The following is an 18,967-nucleotide window of genomic DNA, read 5'->3' as shown; positions in this document are numbered from 1 at the left end:
TCGGGTGTCTCAGAGGTGGAAGCAGTGACCGCGCGCGGCGAGAACGCGTCGCGGCGACGTCTGCCCTACCGCAAGGACAGCGACCTCGAGATCGAGCTCTCGTGGTTCGCCCTGAGCGACGTCGGACACCGACGCGAGACCAACCAGGACAGCTACGTCGCCATGCCGCCGATCTTCGCCGTCGCCGACGGCATGGGCGGCCACTCGGCCGGTGAGATCGCCTCCGCCGCGGTCGTGCGTCGGCTCGCCGAACTCGGCGGCACCGAGAACGCGACCGAGCGCGACATCGACGAGCTGCTCGGCGACGCCGTCGAAGACATCGAACTCGACGCCGGCGAGACCGAGCTCGGCGCCGGCACCACGGTCACCGGCGTCTGCCTGAGCACCGAGGACGACCCCACCTGGCGGGTCTTCAACATCGGCGACTCCCGCGTCTACCAGTACTTCAAGGGCGCCCTCAGCCAGATCACCGTCGATCACTCCGTGGTGCAGCACCTCATCGACACCGGTGCCATCAGCGAAGAAGAAGCCGAGGTGCACCCGCACGCCAATGTGATCACGCGCGCGGTCGGCTTCAACGAGGCCCCCATCCCGGACTACACCTCGCTCGCGCTCATCCCCGGGCAGCGACTGCTCCTCTGCTCCGACGGGCTCACGAAAGAGCTCACGGATATCGGCATCCAGCACTACCTCGCCTCCCAGCCCACCGCCGAGGATGCCGCGCGCACGCTCGTGCAGCAGGCGCTCGACAACGCGGGCCGCGACAACGTCACGGTGATCGTGATCGACGTGCACGCCGTGGGCGATGTGGTCGACACGGGCAGCTTCGAGGCCTCGGGCCTCGAGATCACGGGCTGACGCGGATCGCCCCGCGTCTGCCGCGCTCGCGCGCTGCGCGCGCGAGCCCGCTTGCCCCTGCACCCGCTCGCCCCTGCACCCGCGCGTAGCTACGCCCTCGAAAGGCGCATTTCGCATCTGAGGGCGGGCGGATTCATGCGAAACCCGCCTCTCGGTGGGCGTGGCGGGTGTGGCGGGTGTCAGCGCGGGGGACGAGAGAGCACGCGAAACCCCGCCGCCTCGGAGGAGGCGGCGGGGTGAGGTGGTACGGGTTCGATCCGCCTACGCCGCGGCGAAGGCGGCGTCGAGCACGCCGATGACGTCGTCGATGAGCTCGTCGCTCATCTTGAGCGAGGGCAGGAAGCGAATGGCCTGGTTGTGCACGCCGGTGCTCAGCAGTACGACGCCCCGCGAGGCCGCGAAGTCGACGATGTGCGACACGAGCTTCGGGTCGGCCTCGAGCGTGCCGGGCTTCACGATCTCGATCGCGAGCATCGCGCCGCGGCCGCGCACCTCCGCGATGCTGTCGTACTGCTCGGCCAGGCGTCGCAGGCCGGCGGTGAAGGCGGCCTCGATGCGCTTCGCCTCGGCGAGCAGGTTCTCGCGTTCGATCTGCTCGAAGACCGCGACGGCGGCGGCGCAGGAGACGGGGTTGCCGCCGAAGGTGCCGCCGAGGCCGCCCGGCTGCGACTGGTCCATGATCTCGGCGCGGCCGGTGATGCCGGCGAGCGGGAGGCCGCCTGCGATGCCCTTCGCCGAGAGCACGATGTCGGGCTCGACGCCGAACTGCTCGATCGAGAAGACGGTGCCGGTGCGCGCCATACCGGTCTGCACCTCGTCGGCGATGAACACGATGCCGTTCGCACGGCACCACTCGGCGAGAGCGGGCAGGTAGCCGTCGGCGGGCACGATGAAGCCGCCCTCGCCCTGGATGGGCTCGACCACGAGGCACGCGAGATCTTCGGCACCCGCCACCTTCTCGAGGTGGGCGATGGTGCGGGCGGCGGCCTCGGCACCGCTCAGGCCGTCGTGCAGCGGGTACGAGTTGGGGGCCTTGTAGATGTCGCCGGCGCGGGGGCCGTAGCCGAGGGCGTAGGGCGCGGCCTTGTGGTTCATGCTGCTGGTGAGCATGGTGCGGCCGTGGTAGGCGTGCTCGAGCACGGCGACGCCGGGGCGGCCCGTGTACTTGCGGGCGATCTTCACGCCGTTCTCGACGGCCTCCGCGCCGGAGTTCATGAGCAGGGTCTTGTAGGGCCGCTCGGAGGTCGACCCGGGAACGTGCTTCGCCAGGTGCTCGGCGACCTGCACGTACGGCTCGTAGGGCGTCATGGTGAACAGGGTGTGGGTGACCTTGTTCAGCTGCTCGGTGGCGGCTGCGACGACGGCGCCGTCCGTGTGGCCGACGGTGGTCACGCCGATACCGCCGCAGACGTCGACGAGGTGGTTCCCGTCGACGTCGACGAGGATTGAGTCGTGCGAGCGCTCGACGTAGACGGGGAGCACGCTGTGCACTCCGGGCGGCACGACCGCGCGGCGGCGCTCGTGGATCTCTCGTGAGCGGGGCCCCGGGATCTCGGTGACGACGAGACGCTTCTGGGGGATGGACGATTCGGTGACGGTCGCTTCTTCGCTCATGCCCTCGATCTTACTCTCGGGCGGCTGGGACGACCGCGGGCGCGCAGCACCGGAGCGCCCGCGCTAGGCTGGCCGCGTGAGCGACGTGCACGAGTACCGCGTGGGGATCGAGTGGACCGGCAACCGGGGGACCGGCACGAGCGGGTACCGCGACTACGGCAGGCAGCTGCTGATCCGCGCCGCGGGCAAGGCCGCGCTCGAAGGCTCGGCCGATCGCACCTTCCACGGCGACGCCGACCGCTGGAATCCCGAGGAGCTGCTCGTCACCGCGCTCGCGCAGTGCCACATGCTCTCGTACCTGCACATGGCCGTGCGCGCGGGCGTCGTGGTGACGGCGTACACCGACGATGCGGTGGGCACGATGCGGCAGGAGGGGCTGGGCGGCGCGTTCACGGAGGTGGTGCTGAGACCACGGGTCGCCGTCGCCGAGACTTCGATGGCGGAGGCGGCGCTCGCGGCGCACGCCGCGGCGAGGGACGCGTGCTTCATCGCGAACTCGGTGAACTTCCCGGTGCGGCACGAGCCCGAGATCGTGGTCGCGGGCCCGGCGTAACACGGACGAGCGCGTCGGCGGTTCCCAATAGAATGGCACCCATGGCACTCGACCAGCAGGCACAGCCCTCCTCGTTCTTCATCACCACCCCGATCTTCTACGTGAACGACGCGCCCCACATCGGGCACGCGTACACCGAGGTGGCGGCTGACGTGCTGGCGCGGTGGCACCGGCAGGCGGGCGACGACACCTGGTTCTTGACGGGCACCGACGAGCACGGTCAGAAGATCCTGCGCACCGCCACGGCGAACGGCGTCGCGCCGAAGGAGTGGGCGGATCGCCTCGTCGAGTCGGCGTGGAAGCCGCTGCTCGACACGATCGATCTCTCCAACGACGACTTCATCCGCACCACCGACGCCCGGCACGAGGAGGGCGTCGCGAAGTTCCTGCAGAAGCTCTACGATGACGGCCACGTCTACGCCGGCGAGTTCGAGGCGCTGTACTGCGTAGGCTGCGAGGAGTTCAAGCCGAAGAGCGAGATCGTCGACGGCGAGGGCGCCTTCGCGGGCGAGAAGGTGTGCGCGATCCACTCGAAGCCGCTCGAGCTGCTGCAGGAGAAGAACTACTTCTTCAAGATGAGCGCCTTCCAGGAGCGCCTGCTCGCGCTCTACGAGGAGCGCCCCGACTTCGTGCAGCCTGCGAGCGCGCGCAACGAGGTCATCGCCTTCGTGCAGCAGGGCCTCGAAGACCTGTCGATCTCGCGCACCTCCTTCGACTGGGGCATCCCGATCCCCTGGGACTCGTCGCACGTCACCTACGTGTGGTTCGACGCGCTGCTCAACTACGTCACCGCCACGGGCTACGGCGCCGACGCCGCGCAGTTCGAGCGACGCTGGCCCGCGACCCACATCGTGGGCAAGGACATCCTGCGCTTCCACGCCGTGATCTGGCCGGCCATGCTGATGGCGGCGGGGCTCGAAGTGCCGCGCAACGTGTTCGCGCACGGCTGGCTGCTGGTGGGCGGCGAGAAGATGTCGAAGTCGAAGCTCACCGGCATCGCGCCGAACGAGATCACCGACACCTTCGGGTCCGACGCCTTCCGCTACTACTTCATGCGTGCGATCTCCTTCGGGCACGACGGCTCGTTCAGCTGGGAGGATCTGGCGGCCCGCTACCAGGCCGAGCTCGCCAACGGATTCGGCAATCTCGCCAGCCGCGTGCTCGCGATGAACCAGAAGTACTTCGAGGGTCGGGTGCCGCAGGCGGGCTCCGATGAGCAGCCTGCCGACGCCGCGATCCGCGAGCTCGCCGCGGATGTCGCCGCGCGCGCCGACGAGCGCATCTCGGCCTTCGCGATCCACGAGGCGATCGCCGCGGTGTGGGAGCTGGTCGACGCCCTGAACGGCTACATCACGGAGCAGGAGCCGTGGGCGCTCGCGAAGGACCCCGCGCAGCGCGACCGTCTCGCGTCCGTGCTCTACACGACCACCGAGGGACTGCGGGTGCTCGCCGAGCTGCTCGCGCCCGTGATCCCGCAGGCCGCGGCGAAGCTGTGGGCGGCGCTCGGCGCCGAGGAGGCTCTGGGCGCGCTCGAGGCCCAGCCGATCCGCGAGGCCGGCCGCTGGGGCCGTCTCGTCGCCGGCACCGAGCAGCAGCGGATCGCCGTGCTGTTCCCCCGCATCGAGATCGACGGCGAGGGCAAGTGACCGCCGCGGAGGTTCCCGCGGGCGGTCTGCGCAAGCGGAATGCGGGTCCGGCTGCGTCGGGATCGGGATCGCGCGATCTGAGCCGGCCCGAGAGCCCCGAACCGCTGCCCGTCGCGGTCTACGACAACCACGCCCACCTCGAGTTCGAGGACGGCGTCGACCAGCTCGATCCGCTCGACTCCCTCGACCGCGCCGAGGCTGCGGGGGTGCGCGGCATCGTGCAGGTCGGCACCGACCTGGAGACGAGCCGATGGAGCGCGCAGCTCGCGGCGAGCGACCCGCGCGTGCTCGCCGCGGTCGCGCTGCACCCCAACGAGGCGCCGCGACTGTTCGCGGAGGGGCTGCTGAGCTCGCACCTCTCGGAGATCGCGCGCCTCGCCGCGCAGCCCCGGGTGCGCGCGGTGGGCGAGACCGGTCTCGACTTCTTCCGCACGGGCGAGGACGGACGGGCGGCGCAGATCGAGTCGTTCGAGACGCACATCGAGATCGCGAAGGCCAACGGCATCGCGCTGCAGATCCACGACCGCGACGCCCACGACGAGGTCGTGGCGACGCTGCTGCGGGTCGGAGCCCCCGAGCGCACGGTGTTCCACTGCTTCTCGGGCGACGCGCGGCTCGCCCGCGTCTGCAACGAGCACGGCTGGTACATGTCGTTCTCGGGCACGTCGACCTTCAAGAACGCGCCGGCGCTGCGCGAGGCGATCACGGTGGCACGGCCCGAGCTCGTGCTCGCCGAGACCGACGCCCCGTTCCTCACCCCGGAGCCGTTCCGCGGCCGGCCGAACGCCCCCTACCTGCTGCCGCACACGGTGCGCCGCATGGCGGAGACGCTCGATGAGCCCCTCGCCGAGGTCTGCGCGCGGATCGCGGCGAACACCGAGCGCGTCTACGGCGCGTGGGAGGTCGGCGGCGATGACTGACGCCCCCGCGCACCCCCGACTGCTCGGCCCGAACGAGGTCCGCGACCTCGCCGAGCGGCTCGGGGTCTCGCCCACCAAGAAGCTCGGGCAGAACTTCGTCATCGACCCGAACACGGTGCGCAAGATCGTGCGGCTCGCCGGGGTGGACGCGGGCGACCGCGTTATCGAGATCGGCCCGGGCCTCGGCTCGCTGACCCTCGGCATCACCGAGGTGGGCGCCGATGTCACGGCGGTCGAGATCGACCGCCGTCTCGCGGCCGAGCTGCTGCAGACGGCGCGCGCGATGCAGCCCGAGGTCTTCGCGGATCCCGCCGCGCCGCGCCTGCGCGTCATCCACACCGACGCGCTCGATCTGAGCGCCGAGATGCTGACGGCCGCGCCGGAGCCGCCCGAGGTGCTGGTGGCGAACCTGCCCTACAACGTGTCGGTGCCGATCCTCATGCACCTGCTCGAACTGATCCCCGGCCTGCGCGGCGGGCTCGTGATGGTGCAGGCCGAGGTCGGGCACCGCATCGCGGCCGGTCCCGGCTCGAAGGAGTACGGTGCGCCGAGCGCGAAGGCGGCCTGGTACGGGGAGTGGCGGATCGCGGGCACCGTGAGCCGCCGCATCTTCTGGCCGGTGCCGGGCGTCGACTCGGTGCTCGTCGGATACGAGCGACGCGCGCAGCCGCGGGGCGATGAGCAGGAGCGGGCGCTGGTCTTCGAACTGGTGAACGCGGCGTTCGCGCAGCGGCGCAAGATGCTGCGGCAGGCGCTGCAGCCGGTGCTCGGCGCGTTCGACGAGGCGGTGGCCACGATCGAGGCGGCGGGGCTCGCGCCGACCGCGCGGGCCGAGCAGCTCGGCATCGACGACTTCCTCGCCATCGCCCGGGCGCATCTGACGCGCTCCGGCGTGCGCTAGCGTGTAACCATGAGCGCGATTCGGGGGCGATCGATCACGGTGCGGGCGCCGGGCAAGATCAACGTGTTCTTCCGCGTGGGCGCGCTGCAGGGCGACGGCTATCACGATGTGGCGTCGCTGTATCAGGCGGTGTCACTGTTCGAAGAGGTCACGGCTGTGCCCGCCGAGGGGTTCTCGGTGCGCTTCACGGGCCCGATCGACGGCAGCGGGCTGGCGACCGACGGGTCGAACCTGGCGATCCGCGCGGCGCAGCTGCTGGCCGACCGCACGGGGTACGAGGGGGGCGTCGACCTGACGATCTTCAAGCGCGTGCCGATTGCGGGTGGCATGGGCGGCGGTTCGGCGGATGCGGCGGCGACGCTCGTCGCCTGCGACGAGCTGTGGGGCACCGACCTCGGCCGGTCCGGTCTGCTGCCGCTCGCCGCGGAGCTCGGCGCCGACGTGCCCTTCGCGCTCGAGGGCGGTACCGCGGTCGGCACGGGGCGCGGCGACGAGCTCAGCCCCGCGCTCGCGAAGGGCACGTTCCACTGGGTGCTGGCGCTCTCCGATGCCGGGCTCAGCACGCCGGTGGTGTACCGGGCGCTCGACAGGCACCGCGACGTGCACCTGCGCGATCTCGGCAGGCAGCCCGAGCAGGTGAAGGTCGACACGGCCGTGCTGCAGGCGGTGCGCGTGGGCGACGCCGACTCGCTGGCGGAGTCGATGCACAACGACCTGCAGGTCGCGGCGCTGAAGCTCGCGCCCGAGCTCGCCGAGCTGCTGGAACTGGGGGAATCGCGGGGGGCCCGCGCGGGCATCGTCTCGGGATCGGGGCCCACGGTGGCGTTCCTGGTCGGGGACGCCCAGGAGGCGGCCGAGCTGCGCAGCGTGCTGAGCCGTGCCGGGGTGCGCGCGCTCACGGTGACGGGCCCCGTCGCGGGAGCCCGCATCCTCTGACGCGAGCCGCCGCGACGGCCGCTGATCCGCGAACGTCCGCTGCCCCGGAATACTGCGACGGCCGCCACGGTTGCACCCGGCATGACTGAGACGATCCGCGTCGATATCTGGTCGGATATCGCCTGCCCCTGGTGCTACATCGGCAAACGCCGCTTCGAGGCGGGAGTCGCCGCGTTCCGTGAGGCGCACCCCGATGTCGAGTTCGAGGTGGCGGGCCACAGCTTCGAGCTCGCCCCCGACACGCCCCTCGACTTCAGCGGCAGCGAGGTCGACTTCCTCGTGCGCCACAAGGGCATGCCCGCCGCGCAGGTGGAGCAGATGCTCGCGCAGATGACCGAGCTCGCAGCGGCCGACGGCATCGTGTTCGACTTCTCCCGCGTGAAGCACGCGAACACCGCCCGCGCGCACCGAATCCTGCACCTCGCCGCCGAGTCGGGAGCGCAGGACGCGGTGCAGGAGCGGCTCTTCCGCGCCTACTTCGCCGAGGGGGAGGACCTGTCCGATCCGGAGACGCTCGCGCGTCTCGGAGCGGAGGCCGGCCTCGACCCGGTGGCCGTGCGCGCCGCGCTCGACGACGACGGCTACGGGGAGGCGGTGCAGCGCGACATCACCCGCGCGCGTATGCTCGGGGTGAACGGGGTGCCGTTCTTCCTGCTCGACCAGAAGTACGGCATCTCGGGCGCGCAGAGCGCCGAGGCCTTCGCCGGGGCGTTCGAGCAGGTGCTCGGCTTCCGCACCGGCGAGGGTGCCGATGACCACCCCGCAGACCAGGCGTGAAGGGAACGAAGATGAGCGAGAACCGAGATGCGGCGACGATCGCAGCCGAGGCCGTGGAGGCCGAGATCCAGGCCGGCCTCGACCCCGCGGCCGGGCTGCAGGGAGCGGCGGGCTTCGCCGACGCCGAGTCGCGCGAGATCCTCAACCTGCTGAACGACACCGAAGCGGGCGGGTCCTGCTGCGGCGGCAGCTGCTGCGTCTGACCGCGGCCCGCTGAGGCCGTTGCGGCAGGAACCTGAAGCGGGGCCTCCGCGGGATTCGAAGCGCGGCTGAAACGCGCCGCGAATCTTGGATTGTGGCTAAAACTAATTTACGTCTACAGTTGCGTCTATGAGTGAGGATACGACACAGCCGCCCCGTGCCCGCGACCGCGCGACCCGGCCCGGCTGGCTGCCGTTCTCGATCGTCGTCGCGACGCTGTGCGCGATCACGGCCGTGCCCGTCGCGCTCGGGGTGCTCGCTCCCGAGCGCGCCGAGGGAACGGTCGGGGTCTACGAACGGGTGAGTTTCGACGCCGACGCCGCAGGATCCATCGGCATCGGCGGATTCATCGCGCCGGAGGGGTGGTCGCGTCAGACGAACGAGGAGCCGACCGACGGCACCGCGACCCCGGCGTCCACGCACGCCGCGTTCGTCTCCGCCGCACGAGACGCGCGACTCGAAGCGAGCCTGCACGTCGGCGAAGACGACGCCGACGCGCTGCTGCGCTCGGGCAGCCCCGCGGGCGCCGCGATCCTCCCCACCCGGCCGGTGCCGCACGGCGGAGGACGCGAGACCCGCATGATCGAGTACGACCTCGGCGTCGGCGGCGGTTTCACGCAGAGCTTCGCGATGTGCACGGATCGCGCACCCTTCGTCTGCCTGCGCTTCGACGTCGAGATGCTCACCGATGCCGACGGCCCCGGTGCCATCCGACCCGACATCTCAGCCGTTCTCGACTCCGCGGAGGTCTACTGATGCCCCAGGAACCGATCACCGCGACCCAGCCCCGACCCGCAGTCGCCCGTCGGCGCCGCCCCGTACTGTGGCAGCCGCACCAGCCCGTGTTCTGGCTGTGGCTGGTGCTCACGGTGCCGAGCACCGTGCTCCTCCTCATCGACATCGTGCGGCGCACCGACAGCATCGCGGGGCTCGCCGCGGCGACAGTGCTCGTCGGTGCGCAGGGCGCGGCGCTCTGGCTGCTCATCCGCGCACTGCCCCGCTTCCGCCGCCAGCCGCTCTCCCTGCGCCTGGCAGCGCTGCTCTGGGGCGGGACCTTCGCGATCATGGCCGCCGGCGCCCTCAACAGCGCCAACTCCGATGAGCTCGACCGCTACGGCCTCACGACGCTGTCGGCGTCGATCAGCGCACCCCTCAACGAGGACCTGCTGCGCTTCCTCGGCATTCTCGTAGTGCTGGTGCTGGCCTACGGGCGCCGGATCACGGTGATGGACGGCGCGCTGTACGGCTTCCTCGTGGGGGCGGGGTTCGAGCTCGTCGAGAACCTCTGCTACGCGCTGCAGAGCACCGACGTGGCCGAGACGCTGCGCATCGGCGTTGCGCGGCTGCTCGTCGGCTTCGCGCTCCACGCCCTCTGGTCGGCGTTCTCCGGGGCGGTGCTCGCGTACTGCCTCTCGCGGACGCAGCGGCGACTCGGAGGCCGCTGGCTGCTCATGATCCCCGCGATCCTCGCCCCGATGCTGATGCATGCCGCGTGGGACTCCCCTCCCCTCTCGGTGATCGGCGCCGTGCAGCTGCTGCTGTACCTCCTCCTGTACGGGATCACGCTCACCCTCTTCTGCTGCGCCGTCGCGTGGGGGCGACGCAGCGAGTTCGCCTGGTACACCGAGACGACGGGGTGGAGCGGCGGGCGTCGGGAGTTCGCCAGGCTGCCTCGCCGCGAGCGCAGAGCGCTCGCCGCGACGGCCATCGCGCAGGAGCGCGACGGGGCGGATCCGGCCGGCACGGCCGCGACGGGAGCGAGCGCGGCCGGAGCAGCCGCCGTCTGACCGGGCGCCGCTTCGCGCGCCCGGGTTCCGACCGGGCGCCCCGCGGCCCCGACGCTACTTCGGCAGCTCGGAGCAGTTGGGCGTGGCCGGGGCGCCGTCCCAGCGGTCGAGCGTCCACTGCACGATCTGCGGCGTGAGCGGCGAATCCGCTGCCACGAGCGAGTTGTGGCTGAGGCCCGGGAAGGTGCGGTAGTCGATCTGCTCACCGGCCTTGCAGCGCGCGGCGACCCAGTCGTGCTGCATATCCGGCTTCACCAGCGGATCGGCGAGCCCCTGGGCGACCATCACGGGTGCCGGGAAGGGCCCCTGCGGATCCTGCGCCTTGAGCCGGTCGCCGAAGGCCCCCTCGAGCAGCCGGTCGGGGAAGATCTGGTTCGGCACCTGGGTGCCGCGCAGGATCGCCGCGAGCACGTCGTCGCCGTTGAAGCAGAGATTCTCGATCTTCTCGACCCCGCCGGCGGAGCCGGGGGTCAGGTGCTGCTCGAGTTCGAGTTCGGGGTAGATGTCGTTCCAGGTGGCCGCGATGTAGGCGGAGACGGTCTTGCCCGCGGCCTCCGTCTTGTCGGCCTCGGCGAGCCCGAAGAGATCGGCCGCGGGGGCGAAGGCGGCGACGCCCTCGACGGTGAGCTCGGGCGCGTAGTCCTCGGCGATCTGGCCGGTCCAGAGCGCGCCCTGGCCGCCCTGCGAGTGGCCCCAGACGACGGTGCGGGTGGTGGTCTCGATCTGGTCGAACTGCTGCACCGCTCGGGAGGCGTCGAGCACGTTGCGCGCTTCGGCGTCGCCGATCAGGTAGGGGTGCGGCCCCGCGGTGCCGAGCCCGATGTAGTCGGAGGTGACAGCCGCCCAGCCGTGCTCCGTGACCATTTCGGCGAGCGCCGTGCCCGCTCCGTCGGCGAAGGGCGTCGCGCTGAGCGAGGGGGCGCACTTCGGGGCCACTCCGGTCGTGCCGTGCGCGACGGTGAGCAGCGGGAGCGGATCGTCGCCGAGGTGCTGCGGCGCGATGACCGTGCCGCTGGAGATGGCGGGCGACCCGTCGGGGTGGGTGGTGGTGTAGAGGATCTTCCAGGCCTGTGCCCCCACCGGAACCCCGGTGGTGAGCGGCTCGGCGCGCAGCAGCCGACCGGGCTCGCTCGGGACGTCGGCGGGTGCGGCGTAGAAGCGGCCGGGCTCCGGGAGCGGCGCGCCGCCCAGGATCGTGCCGCTGCCGTATGCGAGGAGGAGCGCGAGCGCGAGCGCCGCCACAGAGCCGACGGCGCGAGTCCAGCGCCGTGCCCGCGACGGGCGCACGGCGCCGCCCCCGGTGCCGGCCTCGCGATCCGCCGCATCACCGCGACGGGAGCGCCGCCGGGGGATCAGCTCGATCAGCGTGCGCAGCCCGAAGAACACGAACCAGGCGCCCACCCCGTAGCGGAACACCGCGAGGGTGAGTACCGGCCAGGTGAATGTGAGCGCGCCGAACGCTGCGGTCGCGACCGCCGCGATGAGGTCGGAGGCGCGGTCGGGGGCGTCCGAGCGGATCGCGCGCACCACCGAGAACAGCCCGTGCGCGATGAGCGCAGCGCCGATGAGGAACGCGAGGCCCGGAGCGCCGCCCGCGGGCCAGATGGCGATGACGGCGCCGAGGAGCATCACGAGGATGGCGAGCGCGAGACCCGTGCGCGAGATCTTGCCGGAGCCGGTCGCGCGGTCGCGGCGGGTACGCAGCAGCAGCACGACGCCGGTGAGCAGGAGCGCAGCGCCGGTGACGACCGCGATGGCCTGCGGCGACAGCGGGGCCAGGAACAGGGCGACGCCCGCGAGCGCCGAACCCAGGCCGAGCATGATGCGCAGCGGCGTGCCCGCGTGCGACGCTGAGGATGTCATGGACCTACTCTGGCACAGCCGTCGCCGTTGCGGGAGTCGCGGATCACCCTCCGGTGGCGCGGCGTCTAGCGCGACATCTCGTCCGACCAGAGTTGGTCGACCTCGGTTTCGATGCGGCGCCAGAAGCTGCGCATGACGGAGCTGGAGCGCGCCCCCATCCAGAGCATGAAGTGCCAGGAGTGCGGGTCGGCGCGAATCCACTCGGAGAGCCACGCGTCGACGGCGTCGGCGAGAATCTGACCCCGGGGCGTGCCGATGCCGGGGCGAGTGCTCGGACGGCGCTCCTCGCGGCACAGCCAGGTCACTCCGACGTGGTGCGGCGTATCGAGCGGTTGGATCTGGAACGGTGTGAAGACCTCGATGAAGATCTGGCCGTAGCTGTGGCGGGGCAGGGAGGCGCACCAGGCCCGCAACCCCGGCAGGTCGCTGATGTCGCCCGCTGCGAGCACGCAGTCGAGGTGGCCGGGCTCGTGATCGGCGTGCGTGCGGGGGGTGCTCGGTGCGAAGTCGGCGGGGTCCATGCCTGCAATGTTAGGCAATACTTCCTTTCATCTGATGAATGCGGAGAGAATCCTCAGGTACTGCCGCGACGACATCCCGGAACCGGGATGTCGGCGCACAGCACGGATGGTGAGGCGCTCACTAGACTGGACGGGTTATGGCTCATCTGCTGGGGGCCGAGGCCCTGCACCTCGAAGTTCCGACCAAGACCGTCTTCGACTCGGTGACGCTCGGCGTCGCCGAAGGCGACCGCATCGGCATCGTCGGCCGAAACGGCGACGGCAAGTCGAGTCTGCTCATGATGCTCGCCGGACGCCGCGAGCCCGACGGCGGCCAGGTCACCGTGCGCAGCGGCACCACGATCGGCGTGCTCGACCAGGCCGACGTGTTCGACGCGGGCGAGACGGTCGGACACGCGATCGTGGGGGAGCGGCCAGAGTACGAGTGGGCCGGAGACCCGCGCACGCGCGACGTGATCGCGGGGCTCGTGGGCGATCTCGACTGGGAAGCGCCGGTCGATGCGCTCTCGGGCGGGCAGCGCCGCCGCGTCGCCCTGGCGCGGCTGCTGGTCGGCGACTTCGAGATCCTCTTCCTCGACGAGCCCACGAACCACCTCGACGTCGAGGGCATCGCCTGGCTCGCCGAGCACCTGAAGCGGCGCTGGCCCGCCGGCCAGGGCGCGCTGCTCGTGGTCACGCACGACCGCTGGTTCCTCGACGAGGTGTGCACCGCCACCTGGGAGGTGCACGACCGCATCGTGGAACCGTTCGAGGGCGGCTACGCCGCGTACATCCTGCAACGGGTGGAACGTGATCGCCAGGCCGCGACCATTGAGCAGAAGCGGCAGAACCTCGCCCGCAAGGAGCTGGCGTGGCTGCGGCGCGGGGCCCCTGCGCGCACCTCGAAGCCGAAGTTCCGCATCGACGCCGCGAACGAGCTCATCGCCGACGTGCCCGAGATCCGCGACCGCGTCTCGCTGCAGTCGATGGCCGTGCAGCGCCTCGGCAAGGAGGTCGTGAACCTGCACGATGCAGGCGTCTCCTACGGCGATCGCGTGATCCTGGAAGACGTCGAGTGGCTGCTCGCCCCGGGCGAGCGCACGGGCATCCTCGGAGTGAACGGCGCCGGCAAGTCGACGCTGCTCGGGCTCATCTCGGGCGACGTGGAGCCCACCTCAGGGCGGGTGAAGCGCGGCAAGACCGTGAAGGTCGCGACGCTCACCCAGCGCCTCGATGAACTCGAAGCGCACCTGAACGAGCCGGTGCGGGCGGTGATCGCTCGTCTGCGCACGAGCTTCACGGTGGGCAGCGGATCGAAGGCCCAGGAGCTCACGCCCGGCCAGATGCTCGAGCGCATGGGCTTCACGAGCGCGCAGCTGTCGACCCCGGTGAAAGATCTCTCGGGCGGGCAGAAGCGGCGCCTGCAACTGCTGCTGATCCTGCTCGACCAGCCGAACGTGCTGATTCTCGACGAGCCGACCAACGACCTCGACACCGACATGCTCGCGGCGATGGAGGATCTGCTCGACTCGTGGCCGGGCACCCTCATCGTGGTGTCGCACGACCGGTACTTCCTGGAGCGCGTCACCGACCAGCAGTACGCGATCCTCGACCGGCACCTGCGGCACCTGCCCGGCGGAGTGGATCAGTACCTCGAGCTGCGGGCGGCGCAGGACCGCGCGGCCGAGCCCGCCGCGGCAGGATCGGGCGTGTCTGCGGCCGCGGCTGGTGCTGGGGCTGCGCTGACCGGAGCCGAGCTGCGCGCCGCCCAGAAGGAGCTCTCCGCCGTGGAGCGCAAGATGGAGCGCCTGCAGGCCGACATCGCGAAGTCGCGCGACGGCCTCGCCGACCTCGACCAAGCCGACTACCAGCTGCTGAACGTCGAGATGGCGAAGATCACGGCGCTCGAAGACGAGGTCGCGATGCTCGAGGAGCGCTGGCTCGAACTCGGAGAGCAGATCGGCTGACCCCCGATCCGTGTGCGGGGAGGCCGCTCAGCGGGCTTCGCGGTCGAGCTGCGCGGCGACCGCGCTCAGCACGGCGTCGGGCGATCCCGAGGCGTCGTAGACCGCGACCAGCACGCGCTGCCGGTCGCCCTCGGCCGTGAGCCAGCGCTCGTAGAGCGCCGTGAGCCGGTGCAGGTCCCGCGTCACCGCGCGCGGGGCGTCGGCGATGCGATCCCGCAGCCAGTCGCGCAGCGCGGCGTTGTGCACCGCCACGAGCGACGCCGCGAGTGCGGGGGCCACCCAGTCCGGGGTGGCGGGCTGCTGCACGCGGCGGATGTAGCGGGCGAAGACCCGCTCGTACCGGTGCGTGATCACCAGCTCGCGGTCGCGCAGCGCCGGACGCTCATGCATGAGCTCGAAGCGCAGCCGTGCCGCCTCCGGGTCGCGCACGAGCAGGCGCAGCACGTCGGCGGTGCCCTCGACCAGCGCCTCGTCGGCCGGGAGCTCCGTCGCGTCGAGGAACCCTTCGAGCTGGGCGAGTGCGTGATCGTGGTCGGCGAAGATCACGTCGTCCTTGCTGCCGAAGCGCCGGAAGAAGGTGCTGCGGCTCATGCCGACCGCGTCGGCGAGGTCGCCGGCCGTCGTGGCCTCGTATCCGCGCTCGGCGAGGTGACGGATCGCGGCGACGGAGCTCTGCTGATCGGCTGGCGCTGTCGGGGGCTTCGCTGGCATATGCCGAAGGTATCACGTTTCGAAGCATTTGGGACTGGGTTTCACTCGCCGCTGCCATGCTTCTTGAGGGGAGCATGAGAACGCCCCGTAAGAATCGTCTTGACATGAGACTGAGTGTCAGTCATGCTCGAAGCACGCGCCGAACCGTCGTGCCCCTCGCAGCGACGCCAGACCCGACGGCGCAGGGAGGATCCCCATGTCGCAGAACCGCACGTCGCCCCTCGCCCTGGGAACGCAGGAGCCCGAGTACGACCTCTGGGAGCCGATCGACCCCGACGTCGCGGGCGTGTTCCGCGGTATCTCGGCCGACGACCTCTCCTACCGCGACCGCGCCCGCGAGTTCGTGCAGCAGGAGGTGCGCCCCGTGATCGCCGGCATCTGGGATCGCGCCGAGTACCCCCTCGACCTCGCGAAGCGCCTCGGCGATCTCGACCTGCTGCGCGACGGCGTCGACGTGCCCGGATTCCCCGAGCAGAGCCTGCTCGCCGCGAGCCTCACCACGATGGAACTGTCGCGCGGCGACGGCTCGATCGCCACGATCGTCGGGGTGCAGGGCGGCCTCGCCCTCCGCTCCATCGCGGCGTGCGGCTCAGAGGAGCAGCGGCAGCGCTGGCTCGAGCCCATGGCCCGCGGCCTCGAACTCGGCGCCTTCGCGCTGACCGAGCCCACCCACGGCTCGGACTCCGTGAGCCTCGAGACCCGCGCCGAGACGAGCGACGACGGCTACGTCATCACCGGTCACAAGAAGTGGATCGGCTCCGGCAGCGTCGGCCGCATCGCCGTCGTCTGGGCGCGCGGCGACGACGGGCAGGTGCAGGGCTTCATCGTGCCGCAGGACGCCCCCGGCTACAACGCCACCACCATCGAGGGCAAGATGTCGCTGCGGGCCATCTGGCAGGCGCACATCGAACTCGACGGCGTGCGCGTTCCCGCGAACGCGAAGCTGCCCGGAGCGCGCAGCTTCAAGGACACCGCCCGCGTGCTGCAGGCCACCCGCCTCGGCGTCGCCTGGGGCGCCCTCGGCCAGGCGACGGCCGTCTACGAGACGGCCGTGCACTACGCGGGTCAGCGCGTGCAGTTCGGCCGCCCCCTCGCGGCCTCCCAGATCGTGCAGTCGCGGCTCGCCCAGATGCTCTCGCAGCTCACCGGCCTGCAGACGCTGCTCATGTCGCTGACCCGGGCCGAGGAGCGGGGCGAGCTGTCGGGCCCGGGCGCGTCGCTCGGCAAGTACACCGCCACCCGCACCGCCCGCGACATGGTGGCCAACGCCCGTGACCTGCTGGGCGGCAACGGCATCCTGCTCGAGAACCGCGCGGGCCGGCACTTCGCCGACATCGAGGCGCTGCACACCTACGAGGGCACCGAGACCGTGCAGGCGCTCATCATCGGCCGCGACATCACGGGGGTCTCGGCCTTCGCCTGATCCTCATTCCGGATCGGCGGCCGCGGACGCCCGCGGCCGCCGATCCGGAGCTCAGCCGCCGTGTCGCGCGCTGTCGCCGAGATCAGGCAGTTCGACCGCGGCGGTGAGCGGCCGGCCCTCGCGGATCAGGCGGCGCTTCGTGACCGCCCACATGGCGCCGAGCACGATGAACCAGATCGGCGTGAACAGCAGCGGGAGTCGCGTGTCCTCGGCGAGCGCGAGGGTCACGAGGATGAACGCGAAGAAGCCGAGCACCACCCACGGCACGATGCGGGGGAGCGGCGTCTTGAACGACGAGCTCCGGTGCCGTTCGGGGTGCTTGCGCAGGTACTGGATGAAGCTGATGGCGATCATGCTCCAGATGAAGAGGATGAACGTCGACGCGACCGAGGTGACGAAGGTGAAGGCCTCGATCACGCTCTCGCCGAGCAGCAGGATCGGCACCGCCGAGAACACGAACACCGCCGAGAAGAAGACCGCGCGCCGGGGCACGCCGCGGCGGTCGGTGAGGGCGAAGCGCGAGGGCGCGTGGCCGTCGTGGGCGAGCGCGTGCATCATGCGGGTGCCCGAGTAGAAGCCGGAGTTCGCGCTCGACGCGGCCGAGGTGAGCACCACCAGGTTGATGGCGAAGGCCGCCGCGCCGAAGCCGGCGTAGGCGAAGGTCGTCACGAAGGGGCTGCGGTCGGGGTCGAGCTTGTCCCACGGCGTGATCGCCATGATGACGGTGAGCGCGCCGATGTAGAAGATGAGCACGCGCACCACGATCGAGTTGATCGCGCGCGGCAGGTTGCGGTGCGGATCCTTCGTCTCGGCGGCCGCGGTGCCGACGAGCTCGACGCCGATGAACGAGAAGATGCCGAGCTGGAAGCCGAGCAGGAAGCCGCTCGCGCCGAAGGGGAACATGCCGCCGTGGTCCCAGAGGTGGGCGAGCGACGAGCGGGTGCCGGTGTCGGGGTTCTCGAACCCGGTGACGAGCAGCACGATGCCCGTGGCGATGAGTGCGAGGATCGCCACGATCTTGATGATCGAGAACCAGAACTCGAACTCGCCGAAGAACCGCACGGGCTGCAGGTTGAGCACGGTGAGCACGGCGGCGGTGATGAGGGCCGGCACCCACGCGGGGATGGAGGCGTTGATGTAGGAGACGTAGCTGGTGATCGCGATGATGTCGGCCACGCAGATCACCACCCAGGTGAGCCAGTACGTCCACGACACGAAGTAGCCCGCCCACGGCCCGATGAGATCCTTGGCGATGTCGCCGAAGGTCTTGTAGTTCAGGTTGGAGAGCAGCAGTTCGCCGAGGGCGCGCATGAGAAAGAACATCATGCAGCCGATCACCGCGTAGATGAAGAGCACGGAGGGGCCGGTGAGGCTGATCACCTTGCCGGAGCCGAGGAACAGCCCGGTGCCGATGGCGCCGCCGATGGCGATGAGCTGGAGGTGCCGGTTCGAGAGGCCCCGCTGGAGCTCCTCGTGCGGCGCCTGGGTCGCGGTCTCGGTCATGCTCGTCTCTTTCCAGTCGGGCCGGTGGGTGTGACCGAGTCTAGCTCCGGCGCGGGCGACCGCCCGCTCCGACGAGCGGCCGGAGTGCGACGACGATGGTGCGCTGCGCTTCGGCGGCCGTGAGCTGGCCGGTGAGCCAGCGGCCGGAGAGCCCTTCGACGAGGGCGGTCAGGATGAGCGCGGCCGCGTCGGGGTCGGTGTGCGGGGCCGCCTCTCCGAGGAGGCGCCGCACCTCGCGCTGCCAGTCGGCGGTGGCGCGGGCGACGGCGACCGCCCGATCCGGATCGAACACCGCTGCGGCGCGCAGTTCGTTCCACGCCGTCGATCCGGCGCGGACCTGCGGGTCGTCGCCGAACTCGGAGCACAGCAGCGCGGCGAGGCGCTCGGCCGGGCCGGTGAGGCCGGCGGGCTCGGCAGCAACGGCGGATCCGGTGCCGGGACGGTTTCCGGCAGCGGATCCGCCCCCTGCCCGCGCGCGTCTCGCGGCGCTCTCGTTCACGTGGTCGAGGGCGGCCTCCAGCAGCCCGTCCCGGTCGCCGAAGTGGTAGGAGAGCAGCCCGATGGAGACGCCGGCCTCGCGGGCGACGTCGCCCATGCGGAAGCCGCGCAGGCCGCCCTGGGCGATGACGCGCTCGCACGCCTCGATGATGCGCTCTCGGGTGTCGTTCGCCATGGCCGCCCTCTCTTCCGCCGCGCGGGCGACACGGGGCACTTGACACCCGGCCGTCCAGAACTGAAACTATTTTCAGGATACGGCGCACCGCCGACCGCGGCAATGGCCTGAACCGGGCGCACCAGCAGAGAGAC

General features: G+C 71.1%; 18 protein-coding genes. 12 read left to right on the top strand and 6 right to left on the bottom strand.

The window, feature by feature from the left end; genetic code table 11:
• Window positions 1–24: 24 nt before the first annotated feature.
• Window positions 25–858 (top strand): PP2C family protein-serine/threonine phosphatase, encoded by an 834-nt coding sequence (locus H629_RS0100730; RefSeq protein WP_024355444.1) that lies wholly within the window; start codon window positions 25–27, stop codon window positions 856–858.
• A gap of 261 nt (window positions 859–1,119) precedes the next feature.
• Here H629_RS0100730 and H629_RS0100725 read toward each other — a convergent pair whose 3' ends face one another.
• Window positions 1,120–2,472 (bottom strand): aminotransferase class III-fold pyridoxal phosphate-dependent enzyme, encoded by a 1,353-nt coding sequence (locus H629_RS0100725; RefSeq protein ID WP_024355443.1) that lies wholly within the window; start codon window positions 2,470–2,472, stop codon window positions 1,120–1,122.
• 76 nt (window positions 2,473–2,548) lie between these two features.
• Here H629_RS0100725 and H629_RS0100720 point away from each other — a divergent pair, with 76 nt between their 5' ends.
• From H629_RS0100720 to H629_RS0100680, 9 genes are all read left to right on the top strand, one after another.
• The gene (locus tag H629_RS0100720; protein WP_024355442.1) at window positions 2,549–3,025 is read left to right on the top strand and encodes an OsmC family protein; all 477 of its coding nucleotides are present in this window, start codon (window positions 2,549–2,551) and stop codon (window positions 3,023–3,025) included.
• Between the two features lie 41 nt (window positions 3,026–3,066).
• Window positions 3,067–4,671 (top strand): methionine--tRNA ligase, encoded by a 1,605-nt coding sequence (gene metG / locus H629_RS0100715; RefSeq protein ID WP_024355441.1) that lies wholly within the window; start codon window positions 3,067–3,069, stop codon window positions 4,669–4,671.
• A complete protein-coding gene (locus tag H629_RS0100710) occupies window positions 4,668–5,591 on the top strand; it encodes a TatD family hydrolase (protein WP_024355440.1) in 924 nt (307 codons plus the stop codon). Before metG ends, H629_RS0100710 begins: the two co-directional genes overlap by 4 nt.
• Window positions 5,584–6,492 (top strand): 16S rRNA (adenine(1518)-N(6)/adenine(1519)-N(6))-dimethyltransferase RsmA, encoded by a 909-nt coding sequence (rsmA, locus tag H629_RS0100705; RefSeq protein ID WP_024355439.1) that lies wholly within the window; start codon window positions 5,584–5,586, stop codon window positions 6,490–6,492. The genes H629_RS0100710 and rsmA overlap by 8 nt, the downstream gene beginning before the upstream one ends.
• A 9-nt stretch (window positions 6,493–6,501) precedes the next feature.
• Window positions 6,502–7,428 (top strand): 4-(cytidine 5'-diphospho)-2-C-methyl-D-erythritol kinase, encoded by a 927-nt coding sequence (locus H629_RS0100700; RefSeq protein ID WP_024355438.1) that lies wholly within the window; start codon window positions 6,502–6,504, stop codon window positions 7,426–7,428.
• 81 nt (window positions 7,429–7,509) lie between these two features.
• Window positions 7,510–8,205: a DsbA family oxidoreductase gene (locus tag H629_RS0100695; protein WP_024355437.1), complete on the top strand. Its 696-nt coding sequence runs from the start codon at window positions 7,510–7,512 to the stop codon at window positions 8,203–8,205.
• Window positions 8,206–8,216: 11 nt separating this feature from the next.
• A complete protein-coding gene (locus tag H629_RS0100690) occupies window positions 8,217–8,408 on the top strand; it encodes a hypothetical protein (RefSeq protein WP_024355436.1) in 192 nt (63 codons plus the stop codon).
• A gap of 127 nt (window positions 8,409–8,535) precedes the next feature.
• Window positions 8,536–9,162 carry a hypothetical protein gene (locus H629_RS0100685; RefSeq protein WP_024355435.1) on the top strand — a complete coding sequence of 209 codons (627 nt, stop codon included), beginning with the start codon at window positions 8,536–8,538 and terminating at the stop codon, window positions 9,160–9,162.
• A complete protein-coding gene (locus H629_RS0100680; protein WP_024355434.1) occupies window positions 9,162–10,193 on the top strand; it encodes a PrsW family intramembrane metalloprotease in 1,032 nt (343 codons plus the stop codon). Before H629_RS0100685 ends, H629_RS0100680 begins: the two co-directional genes overlap by 1 nt.
• Before the next feature lie 54 nt (window positions 10,194–10,247).
• Here H629_RS0100680 and H629_RS0100675 read toward each other — a convergent pair whose 3' ends face one another.
• Together H629_RS0100675 and H629_RS14345 are read right to left on the bottom strand one after the other, a co-directional pair.
• A complete protein-coding gene (locus H629_RS0100675; RefSeq protein WP_024355433.1) occupies window positions 10,248–12,056 on the bottom strand; it encodes a lipase family protein in 1,809 nt (602 codons plus the stop codon).
• A 65-nt stretch (window positions 12,057–12,121) separates the two neighbouring features.
• Window positions 12,122–12,577 carry an SIP domain-containing protein gene (locus tag H629_RS14345; RefSeq protein WP_024355432.1) on the bottom strand — a complete coding sequence of 152 codons (456 nt, stop codon included), beginning with the start codon at window positions 12,575–12,577 and terminating at the stop codon, window positions 12,122–12,124.
• Window positions 12,578–12,714: 137 nt separating this feature from the next.
• On the opposite strand from H629_RS14345, the gene H629_RS0100665 reads away from it, so the two are divergent.
• Window positions 12,715–14,523, top strand: coding sequence for an ABC-F family ATP-binding cassette domain-containing protein (locus H629_RS0100665; RefSeq protein ID WP_024355431.1), 1,809 nt, complete (start codon window positions 12,715–12,717; stop codon window positions 14,521–14,523).
• A 27-nt stretch (window positions 14,524–14,550) separates the two neighbouring features.
• Here H629_RS0100665 and H629_RS0100660 read toward each other — a convergent pair whose 3' ends face one another.
• The gene (locus H629_RS0100660) at window positions 14,551–15,234 is read right to left on the bottom strand and encodes a TetR/AcrR family transcriptional regulator (protein WP_024355430.1); all 684 of its coding nucleotides are present in this window, start codon (window positions 15,232–15,234) and stop codon (window positions 14,551–14,553) included.
• Window positions 15,235–15,430: 196 nt separating this feature from the next.
• On the opposite strand from H629_RS0100660, the gene H629_RS0100655 reads away from it, so the two are divergent.
• Window positions 15,431–16,657: an acyl-CoA dehydrogenase family protein gene (locus H629_RS0100655; RefSeq protein WP_024355429.1), complete on the top strand. Its 1,227-nt coding sequence runs from the start codon at window positions 15,431–15,433 to the stop codon at window positions 16,655–16,657.
• Window positions 16,658–16,708: 51 nt separating this feature from the next.
• Here H629_RS0100655 and H629_RS0100650 read toward each other — a convergent pair whose 3' ends face one another.
• The gene (locus H629_RS0100650; RefSeq protein WP_024355428.1) at window positions 16,709–18,160 is read right to left on the bottom strand and encodes an amino acid permease; all 1,452 of its coding nucleotides are present in this window, start codon (window positions 18,158–18,160) and stop codon (window positions 16,709–16,711) included.
• Window positions 18,161–18,200: 40 nt separating this feature from the next.
• Entirely contained in the window at window positions 18,201–18,833 is a 633-nt protein-coding gene (locus tag H629_RS0100645; RefSeq protein WP_024355427.1) for a TetR/AcrR family transcriptional regulator, read from the bottom strand.
• Window positions 18,834–18,967: the final 134 nt, after the last annotated feature.

Source organism: Leucobacter chironomi DSM 19883, from assembly GCF_000421845.1.
GTDB lineage: Bacteria > Actinomycetota > Actinomycetes > Actinomycetales > Microbacteriaceae > Leucobacter > Leucobacter chironomi.
Note: the sequence above shows the minus strand (reverse complement) of the source record. Positions and strands in the feature narration are given on the sequence as shown.